Source organism: Humitalea rosea, from assembly GCF_003253705.1.
GTDB lineage: Bacteria > Pseudomonadota > Alphaproteobacteria > Acetobacterales > Acetobacteraceae > Humitalea > Humitalea rosea.
The window spans coordinates 1-21,017 of record NZ_QKYU01000040.1 but is presented as its reverse complement, the minus strand read 5'-3'; the positions used below and the strand labels follow the sequence as shown (position 1 = coordinate 21,017).

At 69.4% G+C, this 21,017-nt stretch carries 19 protein-coding genes; 17 read left to right on the top strand and 2 right to left on the bottom strand.

What is annotated here, in order from left to right; translation table 11 throughout:
- The first annotated feature begins 27 nt into the window (after positions 1-27).
- From C8P66_RS22060 to C8P66_RS22035, 6 genes are all read left to right on the top strand, one after another.
- Positions 28-1,044 carry a LysR family transcriptional regulator gene (locus C8P66_RS22060; RefSeq protein ID WP_111400454.1) on the top strand — a complete coding sequence of 339 codons (1,017 nt, stop codon included), beginning with the start codon at positions 28-30 and terminating at the stop codon, positions 1,042-1,044.
- A 246-nt stretch (positions 1,045-1,290) separates the two neighbouring features.
- On the top strand, positions 1,291-2,511 hold the full coding sequence (locus C8P66_RS22055; protein ID WP_111400453.1) for an ABC transporter substrate-binding protein: 1,221 nt from the start codon (positions 1,291-1,293) through the stop codon (positions 2,509-2,511).
- Positions 2,512-2,533: 22 nt separating this feature from the next.
- On the top strand, positions 2,534-3,421 hold the full coding sequence (locus C8P66_RS22050; protein ID WP_111400452.1) for a branched-chain amino acid ABC transporter permease: 888 nt from the start codon (positions 2,534-2,536) through the stop codon (positions 3,419-3,421).
- Positions 3,418-5,217 (top strand): branched-chain amino acid ABC transporter ATP-binding protein/permease, encoded by a 1,800-nt coding sequence (locus C8P66_RS22045; RefSeq protein ID WP_111400451.1) that lies wholly within the window; start codon positions 3,418-3,420, stop codon positions 5,215-5,217. Before C8P66_RS22050 ends, C8P66_RS22045 begins: the two co-directional genes overlap by 4 nt.
- On the top strand, positions 5,210-5,908 hold the full coding sequence (locus C8P66_RS22040; RefSeq protein ID WP_111400450.1) for an ABC transporter ATP-binding protein: 699 nt from the start codon (positions 5,210-5,212) through the stop codon (positions 5,906-5,908). Before C8P66_RS22045 ends, C8P66_RS22040 begins: the two co-directional genes overlap by 8 nt.
- A 20-nt stretch (positions 5,909-5,928) precedes the next feature.
- Positions 5,929-7,569, top strand: coding sequence for a flavin-containing monooxygenase (locus C8P66_RS22035; protein WP_111400449.1), 1,641 nt, complete (start codon positions 5,929-5,931; stop codon positions 7,567-7,569).
- Here the strand turns inward: C8P66_RS22035 and C8P66_RS22030 are convergent.
- Entirely contained in the window at positions 7,527-7,760 is a 234-nt protein-coding gene (locus C8P66_RS22030; protein WP_111400448.1) for a hypothetical protein, read from the bottom strand. The genes C8P66_RS22035 and C8P66_RS22030 overlap by 43 nt on opposite strands.
- Before the next feature lie 204 nt (positions 7,761-7,964).
- Here C8P66_RS22030 and C8P66_RS22025 point away from each other — a divergent pair, with 204 nt between their 5' ends.
- From C8P66_RS22025 to C8P66_RS21975, 11 genes are all read left to right on the top strand, one after another.
- On the top strand, positions 7,965-8,759 hold the full coding sequence (locus tag C8P66_RS22025; protein ID WP_111400447.1) for an enoyl-CoA hydratase/isomerase family protein: 795 nt from the start codon (positions 7,965-7,967) through the stop codon (positions 8,757-8,759).
- 21 nt (positions 8,760-8,780) lie between these two features.
- On the top strand, positions 8,781-9,944 hold the full coding sequence (locus C8P66_RS22020) for an acyl-CoA dehydrogenase family protein (protein ID WP_111400446.1): 1,164 nt from the start codon (positions 8,781-8,783) through the stop codon (positions 9,942-9,944).
- A 73-nt stretch (positions 9,945-10,017) separates the two neighbouring features.
- Entirely contained in the window at positions 10,018-10,830 is an 813-nt protein-coding gene (locus C8P66_RS22015) for an SDR family NAD(P)-dependent oxidoreductase (protein WP_111400445.1), read from the top strand.
- Positions 10,827-12,410, top strand: coding sequence for a class I adenylate-forming enzyme family protein (locus C8P66_RS22010; protein WP_111400444.1), 1,584 nt, complete (start codon positions 10,827-10,829; stop codon positions 12,408-12,410). Before C8P66_RS22015 ends, C8P66_RS22010 begins: the two co-directional genes overlap by 4 nt.
- A gap of 59 nt (positions 12,411-12,469) precedes the next feature.
- Entirely contained in the window at positions 12,470-13,720 is a 1,251-nt protein-coding gene (locus tag C8P66_RS22005; protein WP_111400443.1) for an ABC transporter substrate-binding protein, read from the top strand.
- Between the two features lie 94 nt (positions 13,721-13,814).
- Entirely contained in the window at positions 13,815-14,696 is an 882-nt protein-coding gene (locus tag C8P66_RS22000; protein WP_111400442.1) for a branched-chain amino acid ABC transporter permease, read from the top strand.
- Between the two features lie 2 nt (positions 14,697-14,698).
- On the top strand, positions 14,699-15,688 hold the full coding sequence (locus tag C8P66_RS21995) for a branched-chain amino acid ABC transporter permease (RefSeq protein WP_111400441.1): 990 nt from the start codon (positions 14,699-14,701) through the stop codon (positions 15,686-15,688).
- A complete protein-coding gene (locus C8P66_RS21990; protein ID WP_111400440.1) occupies positions 15,685-16,452 on the top strand; it encodes an ABC transporter ATP-binding protein in 768 nt (255 codons plus the stop codon). The genes C8P66_RS21995 and C8P66_RS21990 overlap by 4 nt, the downstream gene beginning before the upstream one ends.
- Positions 16,445-17,149: an ABC transporter ATP-binding protein gene (locus C8P66_RS21985; protein ID WP_111400439.1), complete on the top strand. Its 705-nt coding sequence runs from the start codon at positions 16,445-16,447 to the stop codon at positions 17,147-17,149. The genes C8P66_RS21990 and C8P66_RS21985 overlap by 8 nt, the downstream gene beginning before the upstream one ends.
- Positions 17,150-17,216: 67 nt before the next feature.
- Positions 17,217-17,968 (top strand): IS5 family transposase gene (locus tag C8P66_RS21980; RefSeq protein ID WP_111400438.1). Its coding sequence is split into 2 segments (ribosomal slippage): positions 17,217-17,547 and positions 17,547-17,968, totalling 753 coding nucleotides; the frame shifts between segments, so codons are not numbered across the junction.
- 117 nt (positions 17,969-18,085) lie between these two features.
- Entirely contained in the window at positions 18,086-19,687 is a 1,602-nt protein-coding gene (locus C8P66_RS21975) for an AMP-binding protein (protein ID WP_111400437.1), read from the top strand.
- A gap of 46 nt (positions 19,688-19,733) precedes the next feature.
- Here the strand turns inward: C8P66_RS21975 and C8P66_RS21970 are convergent, their stop codons facing one another.
- Positions 19,734-20,813: an IS630 family transposase gene (locus C8P66_RS21970; protein WP_111400436.1), complete on the bottom strand. Its 1,080-nt coding sequence runs from the start codon at positions 20,811-20,813 to the stop codon at positions 19,734-19,736.
- Positions 20,814-21,017: the final 204 nt, after the last annotated feature.

Sequence of the window (21,017 nt, the reverse complement as noted above, 5' to 3'; positions counted from 1 at the left end):
TGCGCAAACCGCAAAGACGGGATCGACATGGAAACGCTCCAGGGCATGCGTCTCTTCGTACGGGTCGCGAATTCCGAGAGCTTCTCGGCGGCCGGGCGGGCCTTCGGCCTGTCACCGGCCTCGGTGTCGCGCAGCATCAACACGCTGGAGACCCAGCTTGGCGTGCGCCTTGTGCACCGCACCAGCCGACAGCTGGCGCTGACCGAGGCGGGGCAGCTCTACCTGCACAAGGCCGTGCTCATCCTGGCGGACATCGATGCGCTGACCGAGCAGGTCGCGCAGCACCAGGCGCGGCCACGCGGCCTGCTGCATGTGCATACGCGGGTCTCGATCGGCCGCGATTACCTGGGCCCCCTGCTGCCCGGCTTCATGACGCGCTACCCGGAGGTGACGGTGAAGCTGTTCCTCACCGAGGAGCCGCGCGACCTGCTCGACAACAACATCGACATCGCGATCCGCCTCGGCAATCTGGACGAGCCGGATCTGGCGGTGCGCAAGCTGTCGGATGCGGCCGAGCGCATCCTCTTCGCCAGCGCCGCCTATCTCGACCGCCATGGCGCGCTCGACGAGCCCGAGGCGCTGCTGCGGCACAACTGCCTGACCTGGCCGCTGGACGGACGCTTCGAGGATGGCCATGCGGTCTGGCAGTTCCGCGATGTGCGCGGCGTGCGCGAGCTGCGCGTCACCGGCGGGCTGCAGGCCAACAACGGCGATGTGCTGCGCGAGGCGGCGCTGGCCGGGATGGGCATCGCGCTGCTGCCGATCTGGTGCATCGCGGCCGATCTGGCCGCCGGACGGCTGCGCCGCCTGCTGCCGCAATGGGAGGTCACGCCCACCACCTTCGACCATGGCATCTACGCCGTCTATCACCGCACCCGCCATGTGCCGCCGAAGATCCGGGTCTTCGTCGACTATCTGGTGCAGGCGCTGCACCACGCCCCGGCCGGGCCGCCGCCGCGCGCCCGCGCGCTGCCGCAAGGCCGCGCGCTCGCCCGGCTGCCGGTGCCGGTCAGCGCATCTTCTCATCTGGCGCAAACCAGCTAGCCGCCCGGCAAGGCTTCCAACTTGCCGCGCGGCGTCCATGCTGCGCTTTGGGATGCAGGCCTGAGGCGCGCCCAGCCCCGCCCCTCGCGGCCCCGCCGGCCGCCGGCCCCGGGGTTCTGCCCAGGGGCTCTGCCGGGTGTCCCGCGTGGGGGCTCGGGGTTCCGCTCCGGGGGCCGCGGGGAAAGGCGACCGCCCGATACGACCGATGTGCTCGACAGAGGCGCACGGAGCAGAGGAGACACGACCATGACCACCATCACCCGCCGGGGCCTGGGGGCCCTTTCCGTCGCCGGTGCGGGCCTGGCCGGGCCCTGGCACCCGGCCCGCGCGCAAGCCGCCGGCACGATCAAGCTCGGCTTCACCACGGCGCTCACCGGCCCGTTCAACGAATTCGGCGAAGGCATCCGCCGCGGCGCGGAGCTGGCGGTGGGCGAGGCCAATCGCCAGGGCGGCATCCTCGGCCGCCAGGTCGAGCTTGCCGAGGTGCTCGACGACCAGCTGGTGCCGGACCGCGCCGTGCAGAACATGCGCCGCATCCTCGACAACCAGGAGATCGCCGGGCTGATGTGCCCCTCGGGCAGCGGACCATCTCTGGCCATCGTGGACATGGTCGTCGCCGATGGCCGCCCGATCATCAACCCGCAGGCGCAGACGCCCTCCATCATCTATCCCGATGGCGCCGACAAGCCACCGCGGCCGAACGTCTTCTCCGTCGCCATCAGCAACACCGTGGAGGCCGAGAAGCTCGCGATCGTGCTGGCCGGCTACCGCCGCATCGGCATCGTGCATGAAAGCACCGGCTATGGCGTGACCGGTGCCGAGCTTGTGAAGCAGGCGGTGCTGGCGCAGCGGCCGGACGCGCGCCTCACCATGGAATCCTACAACCAGCGCGCCCAGGACATGACGGCGCAGCTTGTGCGGGTGCAGCGCGCGCGGGCCGAGGCGATGCTGGTGATCGGCCTCGGCGCCGATTTCGCGGTGATCCGCCGCAACATGAGCCGGCTGAACATCAACCTCGCGCTGTTCGGCACCTCGGGGGCGGTGACCGTGCCCTACCTCGCCGGCGCCGGCGACCTGGTGGTGGGCACCAAGGCCGCGAGCTACATCGTGCTCGGCCGCCGACCGATGCCGGCCGCGACCCGGACATTCGTCGACCTGTATCGCGCCGCCTATGGCACCGACCGCTGGTACGGGCCGGATGCCGCCAATCCGCTGATCTCGCTCGCGAACACCGTCGGCAGCGGCTATGACTGCATCGGGCTGATGATGGATGCGATCCGCCGCGCCGGCAGCACCGAGAAGGGCGCCATCATCGGCGCGCTGAACGCCACCAAGGACTATCCCGGCGCCTCGGTCGCCTCGATCTCCTTCACGCCGCAACAGCATACCGCGCTGCGTCCCGAGGATCTGGGCATCTACCAGATGCTGAAGCGCGACGACCGCGTGGTGCTGGAGCTGTTGGAATAGGCGGCGCGGCAGGACCCCGGGGATGGATGATTTCTTCTTCTCGCTGGTGCTCGCGGGCATCAGCGTCGGTGCGGTCTATGCCCTGGTGGCGCTGGGGCTGAACCTGACCTTCTGGACGACGCGCGCGCTGAACTTCGGCCAGGGCTCGCTGATGATGCTCTGCGCCATGCTGACGGTGCATCTCGCGGCACAGGGCCTCGCGCTGCTGCTGGCTGTGCTGGGGGCACTCTTCATCATCGGCGGCCTCGGCATCTTCATCGAACGATTCGCCGTGCGGCCGGCGCTGAAGGGGGCAGGCAGCATGGGCTGGGTGGTCTCGACGCTGGGCTTCGGCATTTTCCTCCAGGGTGTCGCGGCGAAATGGTTCGGCGCCCAGGCCGTGGCCTTCCCCGACATCCTGTTCAGCGCGCAGGACTACGTCAGCGTGTTCGGGCAATATGTCTCGCTGCAATACCTCGTGGTGCTGCTGGTGGCGGTGGCGCTGATCCTGCTGCTCGAGCTCTTCGTGCGGAAGACGGTCTGGGGCCAGGCGGTGCATGCCGTCTCGCTCGACCCCGAACTCGCCGGGGTGCAGGGTATTCCGGTGCGGCGCATCATCCTCGGCTCCTTCATCGCCTCCAGCCTGCTGGCGGGGGTGGCGGGGCTGCTGATCGCGCAGATCGGCGGGACGGTGGACCCGGCCTTCGGCTTCGACCTCGTGCTGCTCGGCTTCGTCGCCGCGGTCTTCGGCGGCATGGGCAGTTCGGTCGGCGCGCTGGTGGGCGGGCTGGTGGTCGGGCTGACCAGCAAGCTGGTGGGCGGCTACATCTCCACCGCGGCGGAACATGCGATCGCCTTCGCCCTGCTGATGGCGATGCTGGCGCTGCGTCCCCAGGGCCTGTTCGGCCGCATCGAGGTCAGCAAGGCATGACCGCGCTGCGCGCCCCACTCTCCCGCATCGTGGCGAATCCCTGGGCACAGGCGGGGCTCGCGCTGCTGCTGCTGCTCGGCTGCTACGGGCTCAGCTCCGGCACGGTGCAGATCCTCAGCTTCGTGCTGATCGGCATCATCTTCGCGCAGAGCATCAACCTGCTCACCGGCCTCGCCGGGCAGATCTCGCTCGGCCATGCCGGCTTCTTCGGGATCGGCGCCTATGGCGCCGGCATCCTGGCCAAGACCCATGGGCTCGATGTCGCGCTCGGGGTGCCCTGCGCGATGCTGCTCGCCGCCGCGGCGGGCTGGCTGCTCTCCTTCCCCGCGGGGCGGGTGAAGGATGTCTACCTGGCGATGATGACGCTGGGCTTCGGCATGATCTTCTTCGAGGTGGTGCGCGAGTGGAGCGGGCTGACCGGCGGCACCATGGGCCTGCCCGGCGTGCCCTCGCCGACCTTGCGGACCCTGCGCATCCTTGGCGTCAAGCTCGACGGCACCGCCTATTTCCAGCTGCTGCTGGCGATCACGGCGCTGGTGCTGCTGCTGATGCGCAACCTGACGCAGAGCCGCATCGGCCGCGCCTTCTTCGCCATCCACACCGGCGAGGTCGGTGCCGGCAGCATCGGCATCCCGCCCGGCAGCACCAAGCGGCTGGCCTATGCGCTCAGCGGCGCGCTGGCCGGGCTGGCGGGCGGGCTCTATGCGCATCTGGTCGGCTACCTGGGGCCGGAGAGCTTCGGCCTGACACGCTCCATCGAGGTGCTGGTGATGGCCATCGTCGGCGGGCTCGGCTCCATCGCCGGGCAGGTGCTGAGCGTGACGCTCTTCACCTTCCTGCCGGAGCGCCTGCAGGTCTTCGCCGAGTACCAGTTCATCGTCTATGGGCTGATCCTCACCTTCTCGCTGGTCGTGCTGCCGCGGGGCATCGGCGGGCTGTTGCTGGAACCTGCGCGCTTCATCAGGCCGCGGGCGCTGCGGGCCGCCGCGGCACTGCCCGCGGCACTGCCGCCGGCCGAGGGCGGCGGCGTGCTGGAGGTGACGGGCGTCACCATGCGCTTCGGTGGGCTCGTCGCGCTGAACGATGTGTCGCTGACCCTGGCCCCGGGACGGATCACCGCGCTGATCGGGCCGAACGGCTCGGGCAAGAGCACGCTGGTCAATGTCATCAGCGGCCTCTACCGGCCGAGCGCGGGGCGGGTCGTCTTCGCCGGCCACGACATCACCGGGCTTGCCGACCACCAGGTGGCGGCGGCGCGCGTGGTGCGCACCTTCCAGGACCCGCGGCTGGTGCCGCATTTCACGGTGCGCGAGAACCTGCTGCTCGGCGCCCATCGCCTGCAGCGCCATTCCGCCCTGGCGGCGCTGCTCGGCCTGCCCGCGGCGATCGAGGACGAGGCGCGGCACCTGGCCACGATCGAGGCGGTGATGGCGCTGACCAACCTCACCGAGGTCGCGGACCGCGTGATGGCGACGCTGCCCTATGGCACCAGGCGCATGGCCGAGGTGGGGCGCGCGCTGCTCGCGCACCCGCTCGCGGTGCTGCTGGACGAGCCCGCCGCCGGTCTGTCAGAGGCCGAGATGGAGCGTCTCGCGCAGGTGATCCGCGACATGAAGGCGATGGGCCTGGCCATCCTGCTGATCGAACATCACATGGATTTCCTCGATGATCTGGTTGATGACGTCGTGGTGCTGGACAGCGGCCGCGTGATCTACCGCGGCGACATCGCCGGCATGCGCTGCGACCGGGAGGTGATCGCCGCCTACCTCGGCACCGAGGAGACCGTCGATGCTTGAGGTCGAGGGGCTCAGCGTCAGCTACGGCGCGGTGCAGGCGCTGACCGATGTCAGCCTCAGCGCCGCCGCCGGCAGCACCACCGCCGTGCTGGGGGCGAATGGCGCGGGCAAATCCTCGCTGCTGCGGGCGATCTCGGGCATCGCCCCGATCGGCGCGGGCTGCATCCGGCTGGACGGCCAGGATGTCACCAGGCTGAGCCCGCAGGCGCGCGCCCGCCACGGTCTGGCGCATGCGATGGAAGGCCGGCGGCTGTTCAGGCAGATGAATGTCGAGGAGAACCTGCGTCTGGCCTGGAGCTTCGGCGCCCGCAGCACGCCCTGGGCGGCGGCGCTGGAGGATGTCTATGCCCGCTTCCCGATCCTGGCGCAGAAATCGCGCATTGCCTCGGGCCTGCTCAGCGGCGGGCAGCAGCAGATGGTCATCCTCTCCTGCACCACCATCCGCAGCCCGCGGGTGCTGCTGCTGGACGAGCCCTCGCTCGGCCTCGCCCCCCTCATCGTGCGGCAGATCTACGCCTTCATCGCCGGGTTCGCCCGCGACTCCGGCGCCACGGTGGTGATCGCCGAACAGATGGCGAGCATCGCCCTGCAGGTCGCCGACCGCGGCTGCGCGCTGCGGCGCGGGCGGGTGGCGCTGACCGGCACCGCGACGGAACTGTTGCGCGGCGGCCTCGCCGCGACCTACCTTTGACCCCAAGGAGAACCGCAGCCATGCCCGACGTGAACCCGGCCCCCGAGCCCCGCACATTCGACGCGATCATCATAGGCGCCGGCTTTTCCGGCCTGTACCAGCTGCTGAGCCTGCGCGACCGGCTCGGCATGAAGGTCCAGGTGCTGGAGGCCGGCGATGGCGTCGGCGGCACCTGGTACTGGAACCGCTACCCCGGCGCGCGCTGCGATTCGGAAAGCCACATCTACAACTACACCTTCTCGAAGGAGCTGTTCGAGGGGTGGGAGTGGTCCGAACGCTACCCCGAGCAGCCCGAGATCATGCGCTACATGAACTACGTGGCCGATCATTTCGACCTCAGGCGCGACATCCGCTTCGGCACCCGCGTGGTCGGCGCCCGCTACGACGACGCCGCCGAGCGCTGGAGCGTGACCACCGAGGCCGGCGAGACGCTGACGGCGCAGTTCCTCATCACCGCGGTCGGCTGCCTCTCCACCGCCAATGTGCCCGACATCCCCGGGCTCGGCGATTTCGCCGGCCAATGGTACCACAGCGGCGAATGGCCGCATGAGGGGGTGGATTTCACCGGCAAGCGCGTCGGCCTCGTCGGCACCGGCTCGACCGGCATCCAGGCGACGCCGGTCATCGCCGAAGCCGCGGCGCACCTGACCGTGTTCCAGCGCACCGCGAACTACAGCGTGCCGGCGCAGAACGCACCGCTGACGCCCGAGTTCAAGCAATGGGTCAGGCAGAACCACGCCGAGGTCCGCCGGGCGACCCGCAGCACCACCAATGGCCAGGCCTTCGCGATCGAGGATCGCTCGGTCTTCGACGTGACGCCGGAGGAGAGGCTCGCGATCTACGAGGCCGCCTGGGCGAAGGGCGGCCTGCAGTTCCGCGCGACCTTCCGCGACCTGCTGCTGGACAAGGCCGCCAACGACACCGCCGCCGAATTCCTGAAGAACAAGATCCGCGAGATCGTCAAGGACCCGGCCACCGCCGATCTGCTGGCCGACATCGACCACCCCTATGCCGCCAAGCGCCCGCCGATCGACAGCGGCTACTTCGCGAGCTTCAACCGCGACAATGTCACGCTGGTCGATGTCCGCGCCGCACCGATCGAGCGTATCACCCCGGCCGGCATCCGCACGGGGGCGGCGGAGTATCCGCTCGACATCATCGTCTTCGCCACCGGCTTCGATGCGCTGACCGGGCCGCTGCTGAAGCTGAACATCCAGGGCCGCGGCGGGCAGCCGCTGGCCAGGGCCTGGGAGGCGGGGCCGCGCAACTACCTCGGGCTGCAGGTCGCGGGCTTCCCGAACCTCTTCACCATCACCGGCCCGGGCAGTCCTTCGGTGCTGACCAACATGCCGGTGGCGATCGAGCAGCATGTCGACTGGATCACCGACTGCATCGCGCATATGCGGGCGCGGGGCCTCACCCATATCGAGACCAGCGAGGCCGCGATGGACGGCTGGGTCGCCCGGGTGAATGCGGCGGCGAATGCCACGCTGCTGCCGCAGGCGCATCATTCCTGGTACCTCGGCGCCAATGTGCCGGGCAAGCCGCGTGTCTTCATGCCCTATGCCGGCGGGATGATCCGCTACCGCGCGATCTGCGAGGAGGTCGCGGCCAAAGGCTACGAGGGCTTCACGCTGCGGTCGCTGGCCCCGGCGGTGTGACGCGGGGCAGGCGCCGCGTAGCGGTGGCCCACGCCGCCAACCTTATGCTCATCCTCGAAGGCCGAGAGGTCCATCAGCGACACCGCGTCGAGGACAAGGTGTACGATGTCATCCTGCGGCAGCCAGTCCTGCATGTCCGGCGGGAGCAGGAAACCCTGACGGCGTTCGGGCCTGCGGAAGTCTCGTGCCATGGCTCACCTCGCTACGGGCAGACCCGGAGAATCACCCGTCGGCCGCAGGCTCAAGGGCGGCCTCACCGCGCTCCAAGCACATTCCGTGAGCCCATTGAGAACAGCCTCTCTAATCATTTTTCTTGACGCCAAAGCCCCGCACATGGTCCCTGACCCCGCCCGCCGGAAGACGCGGGCGGAGGCGACGACCAACACGAGGGCCCGATGCGCTATAAGACTTTCCGCGAGCTCAGGATCGAGAACCGCGACCGTGTTCTGACCATCACCATGAGCCGGCCCGACAAGCTCAACGCCGTCGGCGAGCGGATGCACGAGGAGCTTGCGGAGGTGTTCACCCACGCCGCCCTCGACCCGGACGTGGATGTCATCATCCTCACCGGCGAAGGCCGCGCCTTCTCGGCCGGCGGCGACATCGCGTGGATGCAGAAGATGATCGACGAGGACGGCGCCTTCGAGAAGACCGCCGCCGAGGGCCGCCGCATCGTCTTCTCCATGCTGGACTGCGAGAAGCCGATCATCGCCAAGGTCAACGGCCATGCCGCCGGCCTCGGCGCCACCCTGGCGCTGTTCTGCGACGTGATCTTCGCTTCCGAGACCGCCAAGATCGGCGACCCCCATGTGGCCGTGGGCTTCGTGGCCGGCGACGGCGGCGCGGTGATCTGGCCGCAACTCGTCGGCTATGCCCGCGCCAAGGAATTTCTCATGACCGGCGACCTCCTGCCCGCCGCAAGGGCCGCCGAGATCGGCCTCATCAACTATGCCGTGCCCGCCGCCGAGCTGGACGCCCGCGTGGACGCCTTCGTCGCGCGCCTGCAGAAGGGCGCCAAGAAGGCCATCCGCTGGAGCAAGGTGTCGGTGAATATCGGGCTCAAGCAGCTCGCCCACAGCATCATGGATGCCTCCCTCTCCCTCGAGGCCCTCTCCAACAAGACGGCCGACCACCAGGAGGCGGTGAACGCCTTCCGCGAGAAGCGCGACCCGCTCTTCACCGGCCGCTGACCCCGCCGAAGGAGGCCTCCCATGCCCCTCGAAGAGCCCGAGCACATCACCCTCATCCGCGGCACCGTGCGCCGGTTCGTGGAAGCCGAGATGCCCCGCGAGGCGGCCCGGCGCTGGGACAAGGAGAACCACTTTCCCCGTCCGGTGTTTGATCGCCTGGCGGCGCTCGGGCTCATGAGCCTCACCGTGGCGGAGGAGCATGGCGGCGCCGGCCGCGACATCCCCGCCGCCATGGTGGTCATCGAGGAACTGGCCCGCCGCAGCATGGCGGTGGCGGTGCCCTACATCATGTGCACCTGCTATGCCGGCATGAACCTCGAGGAATGCGCCTCGCCGGAACAGAAGGCGGAGCTGCTGCCCAAGGTGGCCGCCGGCGAGATCCTGTTCGCCTATGGCTGGACCGAGCCGGACGTCGGCGCCGACATCGCCTCGGTGAAGACCACGGCGGTGCGCGACGGCGACACCGTGGTGATCAACGGCGCCAAGCGCTTCTGCTCCGGCGCCGCCATCTCCGACTACATCTATGCGCTGGTGCGCAGCGGACCCGCCGGGGAGCGCTACCGCAACCTCTCCATCATCCTCATTCCGCCCGGAACGCCCGGCGTCAGCATCACCGGCATCGACTGCATGGGCATGAAGGGCGCCGCCACCACCGACGTCGCCTTTACCGATGTGCGGGTGCCGTTCGCCCATGTGGTGGGCGGGCCGGAAGGCTGGAACCGGGGCTGGGACTTCATTGTCGGCTCCGGCCTCGACGTGGAGAAGCTGGAGGTGGCCGCCCTGGCCCTCGGCATCGCCACCGCCGCCTATGACGATTGCTGGACCTACGTGCAGGAGCGCGTGCAGTTCGGCCGGCCCATCTGCGCCAACCAGTCCATCCGCCACATGCTGGCGGACATGCGCACCGCCCTGCATGGCTGCCGGCTGATGATGACCCACGCCGCCCAGCTCGCCCAGGCGAACAAGGTGTGCCGGCTCGAAACGTCCATGACGAAGCTGCACATCTGCGAGGTGGGCAAGAAGATCGCGCTCGATGCGCAGACCATCTTCGGCGCCTACGGCTACGCCAAGGAATACGACGTGGAACGCTATGTGCGCGAAAGCCTGCTGATGCCGATCATCGGCGGCTCGGCGGCCATCCAGCGCAACAACATCGTCAACTGGATGGGGCTGCCCAAGGCGTGAGCCGTCGGCGACCGGGATCCGCAAGCAGCGCCGAAGCCACAAGAAGCGGCCGGCATCGTGGGGAGGAGGGAAGATGGCCAAGGCAGAGTTGGGAGCCGTCGCGTTTGATTTCGACGGCGCCGTCGCGCTCGTCACCGGCGCGGCGAGCGGCATCGGCCGGGAAACCGCCCGCGCCTTCGCGGCGGCCGGAGCGCGCGTGGTGCTCACCGACCTCGCGGCGGACGCGGCTGCGGCGCTCGCCGCCGAGCTCGGCCCGTCCGCCCTCGCGGCGCCGGCCGAGGTGACCGACGCCGACGCGGTGCGCGCGGTGACCGACCGCGCCATGGCGCAGTGGGGCCGCATCGACTGCCTCGTCAACTGCGCCGGCATCGCCGACGAGATGAAGCCGACCTTCGAGCAGGACATCGACCGCTGGCAGCGGGTGCTCGACGTGAGCCTGCGCGGCAGCTACCTGTTCAGCCGCGAGGCCGGCCGCCACATGGCCGCGGCGCGCGCCGGCGCCATCGTCAACTTCGCCTCCATCGCCGGCCTCGTAGGCCTGCCGGGCCGCAACGCCTACAGCGCCGCCAAGGCCGGCCTCATCACCATGACCAAGGGGCTCGCCTCCGAGTGGGGCTGCTACGGCATCCGCGTCAACGCGGTCGCCCCGGGCTATGTGGACACGCCCATGGTGGAGGGGCTGATGGCGCGCGGCCGCATCGGCACCGAGGGCATCCTGCGCCGCACGCCCCTCGGCCGCTTCGGCCAGCCCCAGGAGATCGCCACCGCCGTGCTCTTCTTGTGCTCCGCCGGGGCCGCCTACATCACCGGCGCCTGCCTCTCGGTGGATGGCGGCTGGGTGGCATTCGGCGGCAACGCCCTTCCGGAAGCCGGGCACCTGGGATGAGCACGCCTTCGCCCACCCTGCCTTTGCCGCCGGACATCGTCTGGCGCACCCCGCTGGCGCTTCTGGCGCGCAACGCGGCCCAGGCGCCCAATCGTCTCGCCCTGGTGGCGGCCAGCGCCGGCGGCGGCGAAAGCCGGCTGACCTATGCCGCCCTCGCCTTCCAGGTGGATGTGGCGGCGGAAGCCCTGCGCCAGGCCGGCCTTGCGGCCGGTGACCATCTCGCCATCCTGATGACCAATTCGGCGGCGGCGGAATATGTGGCCATCGCCTTCGGCGCCATGCGCCTCGGCGCGGTGGTGGTGCCGCTGAACGCCCGCTTCGCCCCGCCGGAGTTGCGCGCGGCGGTGGAGGACATGGACTGCGGCTTCCTCGTCCACGAGACGGCCTTCGACACCGTGGCCGCCGGACTGGTGGCGGCGTGCCCCGCTTTGGCCGGGCGCACCATCCGGGTGGGCGGCAATGGCGACTGGGCGGCACGCACGGCCGCCGCGCGGCCGCGGCCGGAGAGCTTTCCCGTCGTGGGCGAGGACGATCTCGCCGACATCCTGCTGACCTCCGGCACCACGGGCCGCGCCAAGGGCGTGATGCTGACCCACGCCAATGCGGTGGCCACTGGCATCGCCATCGCCGGCGCCCTGTCCCTCGGGCCGGACGACACCTATCAGAGCCCCTTCCCGCTGTTCACCTCGTCCGGCTTCCACTTCAACCTGATGGCCGCCTGGTGGGCGGGCGCCACCATGGTGATCGAGCCGACGGTGGACCTGCCGGCGACGCTGGCGCGCATGACGCGGGAGCGCACCACGGTCTATTGCGCCGTGCCGGCGGTCTACATCTTCATGCTGGACGCCTATGATCCGGCCCGCCATGACCTCTCCGCCATGCGGGTGTTCGACTATGGCGGCGCGCCCATGGCGTGGGAGGTCATCCGCCGCCTCGCCGAGAGCTTTCCCCATGTGGAGCTGCGGCAGACCTACGGCCTGACCGAGGCCGGGCCCACCGGCACCTTCCTGCCGGGGCGCGACGCCCTGCGCAAGCTCGGCTCCCTCGGCACCGCCATGCCGCTGTGCGAGGTGGCGGTGGCGCGGCCCGACGGCACGCCCGCCGCGCCAGACGAGATGGGCGAGGTGGTGATGCGCGGCCCCGCCGTCGCCCGCGGCTATTACCGCAACCCCGCGGCCACCGCCGAGACCTTCCGCGGCGGCTGGCTCTGGACCGGGGATCTCGGCCGGCGCGATGCCGACGGCTATCTCTATTACATGGACCGCGGCAAGGACGTGATCATCCGCGGCGGCTTCAACATCACCTCCATGGAGGTGGAGAACGCCATCTTCGAGCATCCCGGGGTGAAGGAGGTGGCCGTGGTGGCGGTGCCCCACGCCAAGCTCGGCGAGGACCTGTGCGCTTATGTGGTGCCCCAGGCGGCGGCGCCGGCGCCGGACGCCCTGATGGCCTTCGTGGCCGCCCGCATCGCCGACTACAAGGTGCCCCGGCGCTGGGTGTTCGTCTCCGAGCTGCCGCGCAACCCTACGGGCAAGATCCAGAAGAACGTGCTGCGGGAACGGGCGCGCGACGACGCCTGAGCGAAGAACCAGGTCCGAAGAACCGGGTCCGAAGAACCAAGTCCAACGAGGAGGGAACGATGCATTTCAACCGAAGAAACGCCATCAAGGTCTTCGGCGCCGGCCTCGCCGCGGGCGCCATCGCTGCGCCCGCCGTGGCGCGGGCGCAGTCGGCGCCCTACAAGCTGGGCTTCATCTCGGCGCTGTCCGGCCCCTCCGAGCCCCTCGGGCGGCCCATGCTCATGGGCGCCGAGATCGCGGTGGAGGAGATCAACGCCGCGGGCGGCATCAATGGCCGCCGCCTCGAGCTCGCGGTGCGCGACAGCAAGGCCAAGCCGGACGTCGCCACGGTGGCGACCCGCGAACTGGTGGGCGAAGGCTGCAACATGCTGCTCGGCACGGTGTCGAGCGCCGTGGCCCTCGCCATCAGCGGCATGCTCCAGCAGGAGAATGCCATCCTGATCACCTGCGCGGCCCATTCCATGCGGCTGACCCACGAGAACTTCAACCGCAACTACTTCCGCATCACCGACAATCCCTTCATGCGGCAGGGCGCGCAGGCCAAGCTGATGGCCGAGCTGCATCCCGACGTGCCGGCCTGGGGCGGACTGATCCCCGACCACGAATATGGCCGCTCCACCTGGGAGGCCTTCAAATACGCCCTCAACCGCTTCTATCCCAGGATCGCCAACCGCACGCCAGAGATCGCGGACCCCATCTTCACCCAGTATGGCGGCAGCGATTATCGCAACTACGTCGCCTCGGCGATGCGCTCCAAGGCGCGCGGCATGTTCGTCTCGCTCTATGGCGGCGACGCGGTGACGCTGTTCCAGCAGGCCCGGCCCTACGGCTTCTTCGAGAGGAAGAGCCCCATCGTCGACAGCGCCAACGAGTTCATCGTGTCCCGCGCCATGCGCGCCCAGACGCCGGACATGTGGGTGGGCTCCCACTGGTATTTCGGCGCCTTCAGGGGCAACCCCATCAACGACCGGCTCTATGCCGCCTATGTGGCGCGCACCGGCGACGCATTCCCCGACGGCTTCCTCAGTGAGGGCCACGCCGCGGTGATGGCCTATGCCGCGGCCATGAAGAAGACCGGCGGCGACGCCTCGACGCCGGCCGTCATCGACGCCCTGTCGGGCCTCACCTTCGACAGCGCCACCGGCCCGCGCACCATCCGCGCCGAGGACCACCAGGCGATCAAGCCCGTGGTGCAGTATCGCCTGCGCGGCGCCCAGACGCCGGCGGGCTTCGAGGTGGTGGATTTCCGCGTGGTGCCCGGCGCCGAAGTCATCGAGCCGCCCACCCCCGGCGCGCCGGTGCAGTGGTGAGCTGAGCTGCGGGAGGGGCGCGCCCGCGGCGGCGCGCCCTGCTTCCCCGCCGCATCACAATCCAATGGTGGTCCAGCCAAAAGGTGGTCCTGCGATGTTGAGCGAGGTGTTGCCGACAGCGTTGAACGGGCTCGTCTGGGCGATGTCGGTGTTCCTGGTGGCATCCGGCCTCACTCTGATCTTCGGAATACTGCACATCCTCAATTTCTCCCACGGCGGCTTCGTGATGATCGGCGCCTATCTGGCGTTCACCGTCACGAACCGCGTTCCGGGAACGGCGAGCGTGGCGGCCTTCCTGGGCATCGCCGTCGCCTGCGCGGTCGCGGTGGGCGCCATGGGGCTCGTGGTGGATAGGGTGGTGTTCCGCCGCCTTAAGGGGGTGGACGATTCCTATTCCCTGGTCGCCACCTACGCCCTGCTGCTGCTGTGCGAGGGGGCGGTGAAATCGGGCTGGGGCGGCAACTTCCTCTCCATGAGCCCGCCGGAGGGGCTGGGCGGCGCCCTGTTCGTGGGCGACCTGTTCGTGCCCAGCTACGCCCTGTTCGTGATCGCCGCCGGCGTCGCGGTCTATCTCGCCCTCGATCTCTGGCTCCACCGCACCGCCTCCGGGCGGATCCTCAAATCGGTGGCCCTCGACCCGTGGATGGCGAGTCTGCTCGGCATCAACGTCACCGCCATCTTCACCGTGGCGGTGGTGGCGGGATTCGCCCTCGCCGGGCTTGCCGGCGGGCTGCTGGCGCCCAATCAGAGCCTCTCCCCGGCGCTCGGCGGCACCTACATCATCCAGGCCTTCGGCGTCATCATCGTCGGCGGCATCGGCAATGTGCGCGGGGCCTTCCTGGCGGCCGTTCTGCTCGGCCTCGTCGATGCGTTCGGCACCGTCTATGTGCCTGAATTCCCTGGCATCTTCTTCTTCGTCGCCGTCGCTGTGATCATTCTGTTCCGGCCCCAGGGCCTCCTGAGCGGGATCCGTTGACCATGCCGCACCCACCGCAAAGCCGCCCCTTCGGGGTCCTGACGCCCCTGGCCGCCGGGCTGGTGCTGGCGGCCTTCGCCACCCTGCCCTTCTGGGCCGGGAAGGGCCTCGTCTTTCTGGCCGGCATCGTGCTGGTCCAGATCGTCTTCGCCCTGAGCTTCAACCTCATGTTCGGCCTCACCGGCCTCGTGAGCTTCGGCCAGGCGGCGTTCTTCGCCGCCGGCGCCTATGCCTCGGCGTGGCTGGCGCGCTCGGCGCCGGGCCTGCCCTTCATCCTCTCCATCGCCTTCGGCGCGGCGGTGGGGGCGGCGCTCTCCTTTCTCATCGGCCTCGTGGCGCTGCGCCGGGCGAGCGGCATCTATTTCGCCATCCTCACCCTCGCCCTTGGCCAGCTGATCTATACCGTGATCGGCAAGACCACCGCCCTCGGCCGCGAGGACGGGCTCATCGGCATCGCCCGGCCGGTGCTGGATTTCGGGCTGTTCCGCGTCGATCTCGCCACCGGAGACCGCTATTACTTCCTGCTCGTCGTCGCCGCCGCGATCATCAGCGGCGCCCTGTGGTGGGTGTGGCACGGCAGCCTCGGCCGCATCCTGGCGGCCATCCGCCAGGAGCCGGAGCGGGTGCGCTTCCTCGGCGTCGACGTGCGCCGGCACCGCGAATACGCCTTCCTCATCAGCGGCACCATGACCGCCCTCGCCGGCGCGCTGATGGCGCCGTGGAGCCAGATCATCACGCCCATGATCGCCCACTGGTCCTATTCGGCCCTGCCGATCCTGTTCTGCCTGCTGGGCGGCAGCGCCCGCTTCTGGGGGCCGGCCGTCGGCGCCATCGTCTTCGCCGGGCTGGAGCACGGCACCCGCAACATGACCGGCATGGCCGAGCTGGTGGTGGGCGGCGCGCTGCTGCTGGTGGTGCTGGCGATGCCGGGCGGCATCCTCGGCACCCTCGCCCGCCTCTCCGGCCGGCCGGCGCGGGAGGGCGCGCGATGAGCCTGATCCAAGCCCACGGCCTCACCTTCGCCTATCCGAGCGTGCGCGTCCTCAAGGACGTGGCCATCACGGTGGAGGCCAATGAGAGCCATGTGGTCATCGGCCCCAACGGCGCCGGCAAGACCACTCTGTTCAAGGTGCTGTCCGGCGAGATCTTCCCGCAGGCCGGATCGATCCGCTATGACGGGGAGGACGTGACGCGGCTCGACGCTTGGCAGCGGGTGCACCGGGGCATCGGCCGCACGTTCCAGGTGGCGCGGCTGTTCGGCGAGCAGACGGTGTTAAACAACGTCGTGCTCGCCCTCGAATGCCGCGAGCGCATCAACGGCTCCTCGGCGGGGCGCTGGTGGCGCCTCACCCCTGCGCGGGCGCTGCAGGAGGAGGCCATGGAGCGGCTCGCCTCCTACGGCCTCGACCGCCGCGCCGGCGATGCCGCCGCCACCCTCTCCCACGGCGACAAGAAGCGCCTGGAACTTCTGCTGACGCTGGCGCTCCACCCCAAGCTGATCATGCTGGACGAGCCCACGGCCGGCATGGCGCCGGAGGACCGGCGCGCCGTCGTCGCCCTCATCAACCGCCTGCGGGAGGAAGAGGGCCTGACCCTGCTGCTCACCGAGCACGACATGGAGGTGGTGTTCGGCCTCGCCACCCGCCTCACAGTCCTCAATTACGGCGAGATCATCGCCAGCGGCGATCCTGAGGAGGTGCGGCGGGACGCCCGCGTCCAGGAGATCTATTTCGGCAAGGGCGGCGGCCATGCTTGAGCTTTCCGGCATCAACGCCTTCTACGGCCAGAGCCACGTTCTGCACGACATCTCGCTGCGCCTCGCCGATGGCGCGGGCGTCGCCGTGGTGGGGCTGAACGGCATGGGCAAGTCCACGCTGCTCAAGTCCATCATGGGCGCCGGCCCCACGGTGCGCGGCCCGGTGCGCCTCGACGGGCAGGATCTCGACCGCCTGGCGCCACACCGCCGGGCCCGGCTCGGCCTCGCCTTGGTGCCGGAGGACCGGCGCATCTATCCCCACCTCACGGTGGCGGAGAACCTCGCCCTCGCCGGCCATGCCGGCACGGCGGCACGGCCGCCTTACACGGTGGAGGAGGTGCTGGCCTTCTTCCCCCTGCTGCGGAGGCTGGCAGGGCGCAAGGGCTTCCAGCTCTCCGGCGGCGAGCAGCAGCTCGCGGCGGTGGCGCGGGCGGTGCTGGCGCGGCCGCGCTTCCTGCTGCTGGACGAGCCCACCGAGGGGCTCGCCCCCCTCATCGTGGACGCCATGGGCACGGAGATCCGCGCCCTCCGCGCCCGCGATGGCATGGGCCTCCTGCTGGCCGAGCAGAATGTGGAGTTCGCCCGCGCCTGCACCGAGCATGTGCTGGTGCTGAACGTGGGCAGCATCGCCTTCTCCGGAAGCTGGGCAGCGTTCGACGCCGACCCCGCCATCCGCGACCGCCATCTCTCGCTCTAGGGCCTGTTGAGATTTAGGATTCACGCGCCGAGCGGATCGTGATTCAAGCTCCCAAACGGAGTTTGTCGTGGATCGCTTGAGTTTGACGGACGCCCAGTGGGCGAAGATGCAACCGCATTGCCTGGGCAAGGTGACCGACCCCGGCCGCACGGGCGGGGATGGCCGGCTTTTTCTTGAGGCGGTGTTGTGGATCGCGCGGACGGGCAGCCCCTGGCGGGACCTGCCACCTTCGTTTGGGAAGTGGAACACGGTGTTCAAGCGGTTCCGCGACTGGGTGAAGGCCGATGTTTTCAAACGGATTTTCGACGCCGTGTCGGATGAGCCGGACATGGAGTACGCCATGGTCGACGCCACCATCGTCAGGGTTCATCGCCATGGGCAGGGCGCAAAAGGGGGACTTCGGGCCAGGCCATAGGCAAGTCGAGGGGCGGCCTGACGACCAAGATCCTGGCCCTGACCGACGCGCTCGGAAACCTGGTCCGCTTCGTTCTGCTGCCCGGGCAGCGCTTCGACACGGTCGGCGTCGCGCCGCTGATCCAAGGGATCGAGTTTGGCGGACTTATCGCCGATAAGGCCTTCGACGCCAACTGGATCATCGCCGACCTCGACGAACGCGGGGCCAAAGTCGTCATCTCCCAGCACTCGCGACGAAGCCAGCCGCGCGACATCGATCTGGAAATCTACAAGTGGCGACACCTCGTCGAGAACTTCTTCTGCAAACTCAAGGAGTTCAAACGTATCGCCATGCGCAGCGACAAAACCGATCAGAGCTTCTCCGCTATGATCTACCTCGCCTCAGCCGTTATCACCTCCCGATGAATCTCAACAAGCCCTAGGGCCTGTCGCCGTTTCGTACCAAGCCGCACCAAGGTGCGATCCGCCGCGGCGGGACGTCTCCGCCCGCCCTTTCTTGAACCGTGCCGCAGGAAACATCCCATGGCCACCAGGATCTGGCCCGACCACACGCCCGCCGCGCGGGCCGCGCTCTACCGGGCGGAAGGCCTGTGGCGGGACACGACCCTGGCGGACGCCCTCGCCCTCCACCTGGAGACCGACCCCGGCCGGATCTGCCTGGCGGACGATGGGGGGCGCTATTCCTATGCCGAGATCGCGGACAAGGCCCGCCGCCTCGCCGGCTGGCTGGAGGCGCAGGGGCTGACGCCCGGCGACGTAGTGGCGTTCCAGCTGCCCAACTGGCACGAGACGGCGGCGGTGGCCCTCGCCACCGCCCTGCTCGGCCTCGTCTGCCTGCCCATCGTGCCCATCTACCGGGAGGCGGAGGTGGGCTTCATCCTGGCGGCGTCGGGGGCGCGGGTCCTCCTGGTGCCTGAAACCTTCCGCGGCTTCGATCATGCGGCCATGGCCGAGCGCCTCGCTCCCGGGCTGCCGGCGCTGGCCCGCATCGGCCGGGTGCGGGCCGGCGCGGAGGACGACCCCTTCGCCGCCGCGCCCTATGAGGGGCCCGCCCACGGCACCGCGGCGACGCCGTGGCTGCTGATGTACACCTCCGGCACCACCGGCCATCCCAAGGGCGTGGTCCACACCGCCGCCTCGCTCGACTGCGAGCTCGGCAACGTCACCCGCTGGTGGGGCCTCACCGCCGGGCGGGACGCCACCCTGATGGCCTCGCCCGTCACCCACGTCACCGGCTTCCTCTACGGCCTGATGATGCCCTTCGCCTATGGCATCCCGGCCATCCTCATGGAGCGGTGGGACGCCGCCCGGGCGGTGGCGCTGATCGACGCGGAAGGCGCCACCTTCACCGTCAGTGCCACGCCGTTTCTGCGCGAGCTTCTTGCCGCGGCCGAGGCGGCGGGCAGCCGGCTCGCCTCGCTGCGGGTGTTCGCGTGCGGCGGCGCTCCGGTGCCGCCGGACCTCATCCGCCACGCCTGGGCGCGCTTTCCCGGGCTTCTCGCCTGCCGTGTCTACGGCTCCACCGAGGCGCCCACCGTCTCGCTCGGCGTCGCCTCCCGCGCCGATCCGGACGCGGCGGCGGACACCGACGGGCGGATCGTCGGCCACGAGGTGCGCATCCTCGGCGAGGCCGGCGAAATCCTCCCCGAGGGCGCCGAGGGCGAGATCGCCACCCGCGGGCCGGAGATGTTCGCCGGCTATCTCGACCCGGCGGACGACGCCGCCGCCTTCGACGCCGACGGCTTCTTCCGCACCGGCGACATGGGTCGGATGACGCCCGGCGGCGGCCTCGTCATCACCGGGCGCAAGAAGGACCTGATCATCCGCGGCGGCGAAAATCTCTCGGCCAAGGAGATCGAGGATGCGCTCCATCGTCACCCGGCCATCCGCGAGGCGGCGGTGGTGGCCATGCCCAATGCACGGCTGGGCGAGACCTGCTGCGCCGTGCTGTGCACCGACGGCACGCCCCTCACCGTCGCCGGCATCTCCGCCTTCCTCGCCGGCCAGGGCCTCGCCCGGCAGAAGCATCCCGAACGGCTGGTGATCGTGCCGGACCTGCCCCGCACCGCCGCCGGCAAGGTTCAGAAATACCTGCTTCGGCAGCAGATCGCGGACGGCGCCTGATGAGCCGCCTCACTTTTCTGCCGCAGCGCACTGGCCGCGGGCGCCGCTAGTGTTCCGACTCCAACACTTGCTTCCCGCGTTGGACCTTGTCGAGGATGTCGATGGCCTTGGCGGTCCAGACGAAGGGCTTGGGGTGTTCGTTGTGCTCTGCGGGGTAGCTGAGGATGGCGACCTCGAGGTCGATGACGCTCTTGAAGACGCCACGCCGGATGCGCTTTCTGGTGATCTCGGCGAAGAAGCGCTCGACGAGGTTGAGCCAGGACGACGAGGTCGGCGTGAAATGCATGTGGAAGCGCGGATGCTCCGCCAGCCACGCCTTCACCTTCGGATGCTTGTGCGTGGCATAGTTGTCGACCACCAGGTGCAGGTCGAGGTCAGCAGGCGTGCACTGGTCGATGACGCCGAGGAAGCGGATGAACTCCTGGTGCTGGTGCCGCTTGGCGCAACGGCCGATGACAGTACCCGCCTTCACGTCCAGGGCGGCGAACAGCGTCGTGGTGCCGTGTCGCTTGTAATCATGCGTCAGAGTGCCCGCCCGGCCCTTCTTCAGCGGCAGCCCCGGCTGGGTGCGGTCGAGCGCCTGAATCTGGCTCTTCTCATCGACCGACAGCACCAGCGCCCGGTCTGGCGGGTCGAGGTAGAGCCCGACGATATCGACCAGCTTCTCCGTGAAGGCGGGATCGTTCGACAGCTTGAAGCTGCGCACCAGGTGCGGCTTCAGCCCGTGCGCCTGCCAGATCCTCTGCACCGAACTGACAGCGATGCCGACCGCCTTGGCCATCGCCCGCGCCGACCAGTGAGTTGCCGCGGGCGGCTTCTGCGTGGTCGTCTTGGTCACCACCTGTTGGATTACCGACGCCGCGAGCGGCGCCTTGCCCGGCGGACGGGTCTTGTCGCGCAGCAGGCCCTCGACACCCTCGGTCGCAAAGCGCTCCTGCCAGCGCCACACCGTCGGCTTCGACCGGCCGGTGCGCAGCATGATCCCCATTGTGCCGACGCCGTCCGCGCTCAGCAGCACGATCCGCACCCGCCACACATGCTTCTGCGGCGTGTTGCGATCCGCCGCCACACCCTCAAGCCGAGCCCGATCCTCGGGCGAAAGCTGAAAGGCAATCCCAGTCCGCATCGGACCCGAATCGCACATCGTCTCCCTTTAGGGAATCCTCTGTATCGGCCGGAACACTAGCGGCTGATAATCTATCATCCTAGCAGTCTGTCGGATTCACTTTGCCTTTCTGATTTGTCAAACTGCGGTTATGGCGACCTTCGTATCCTACAATCGCGACCAGGCATTCCTGTTGCCTCCGGACCTCAAGGCGTGGCTGCCCGA

Excerpts from the sequence above, each read along its gene's own strand:
- C8P66_RS22055 (WP_111400453.1), top strand. The coding sequence starts at position 1,291 with ATGACCACCATCACCCGCCGGGGCCTGGGGGCCCTTTCCGTCGCCGGT.
- C8P66_RS21985 (WP_111400439.1), top strand. The coding sequence starts at position 16,445 with ATGCTTGAGCTTTCCGGCATCAACGCCTTCTACGGCCAGAGCCACGTT.
- C8P66_RS22005 (WP_111400443.1), top strand. The coding sequence starts at position 12,470 with ATGCATTTCAACCGAAGAAACGCCATCAAGGTCTTCGGCGCCGGCCTC.
- C8P66_RS22045 (WP_111400451.1), top strand. The coding sequence starts at position 3,418 with ATGACCGCGCTGCGCGCCCCACTCTCCCGCATCGTGGCGAATCCCTGG.
- C8P66_RS22025 (WP_111400447.1), top strand. The coding sequence starts at position 7,965 with ATGCGCTATAAGACTTTCCGCGAGCTCAGGATCGAGAACCGCGACCGT.
- C8P66_RS22010 (WP_111400444.1), top strand. The coding sequence starts at position 10,827 with ATGAGCACGCCTTCGCCCACCCTGCCTTTGCCGCCGGACATCGTCTGG.
- C8P66_RS21970 (WP_111400436.1), bottom strand. The coding sequence starts at position 20,813 with ATGCGGACTGGGATTGCCTTTCAGCTTTCGCCCGAGGATCGGGCTCGG.
- C8P66_RS22000 (WP_111400442.1), top strand. The coding sequence starts at position 13,815 with ATGTTGAGCGAGGTGTTGCCGACAGCGTTGAACGGGCTCGTCTGGGCG.
- C8P66_RS21990 (WP_111400440.1), top strand. The coding sequence starts at position 15,685 with ATGAGCCTGATCCAAGCCCACGGCCTCACCTTCGCCTATCCGAGCGTG.
- C8P66_RS22060 (WP_111400454.1), top strand. The coding sequence starts at position 28 with ATGGAAACGCTCCAGGGCATGCGTCTCTTCGTACGGGTCGCGAATTCC.
- C8P66_RS21995 (WP_111400441.1), top strand. The coding sequence starts at position 14,699 with ATGCCGCACCCACCGCAAAGCCGCCCCTTCGGGGTCCTGACGCCCCTG.
- C8P66_RS22020 (WP_111400446.1), top strand. The coding sequence starts at position 8,781 with ATGCCCCTCGAAGAGCCCGAGCACATCACCCTCATCCGCGGCACCGTG.
- C8P66_RS22050 (WP_111400452.1), top strand. The coding sequence starts at position 2,534 with ATGGATGATTTCTTCTTCTCGCTGGTGCTCGCGGGCATCAGCGTCGGT.
- C8P66_RS22035 (WP_111400449.1), top strand. The coding sequence starts at position 5,929 with ATGCCCGACGTGAACCCGGCCCCCGAGCCCCGCACATTCGACGCGATC.
- C8P66_RS22040 (WP_111400450.1), top strand. The coding sequence starts at position 5,210 with ATGCTTGAGGTCGAGGGGCTCAGCGTCAGCTACGGCGCGGTGCAGGCG.
- C8P66_RS22015 (WP_111400445.1), top strand. The coding sequence starts at position 10,018 with ATGGCCAAGGCAGAGTTGGGAGCCGTCGCGTTTGATTTCGACGGCGCC.
- C8P66_RS21975 (WP_111400437.1), top strand. The coding sequence starts at position 18,086 with ATGGCCACCAGGATCTGGCCCGACCACACGCCCGCCGCGCGGGCCGCG.
- C8P66_RS22030 (WP_111400448.1), bottom strand. The coding sequence starts at position 7,760 with ATGGCACGAGACTTCCGCAGGCCCGAACGCCGTCAGGGTTTCCTGCTC.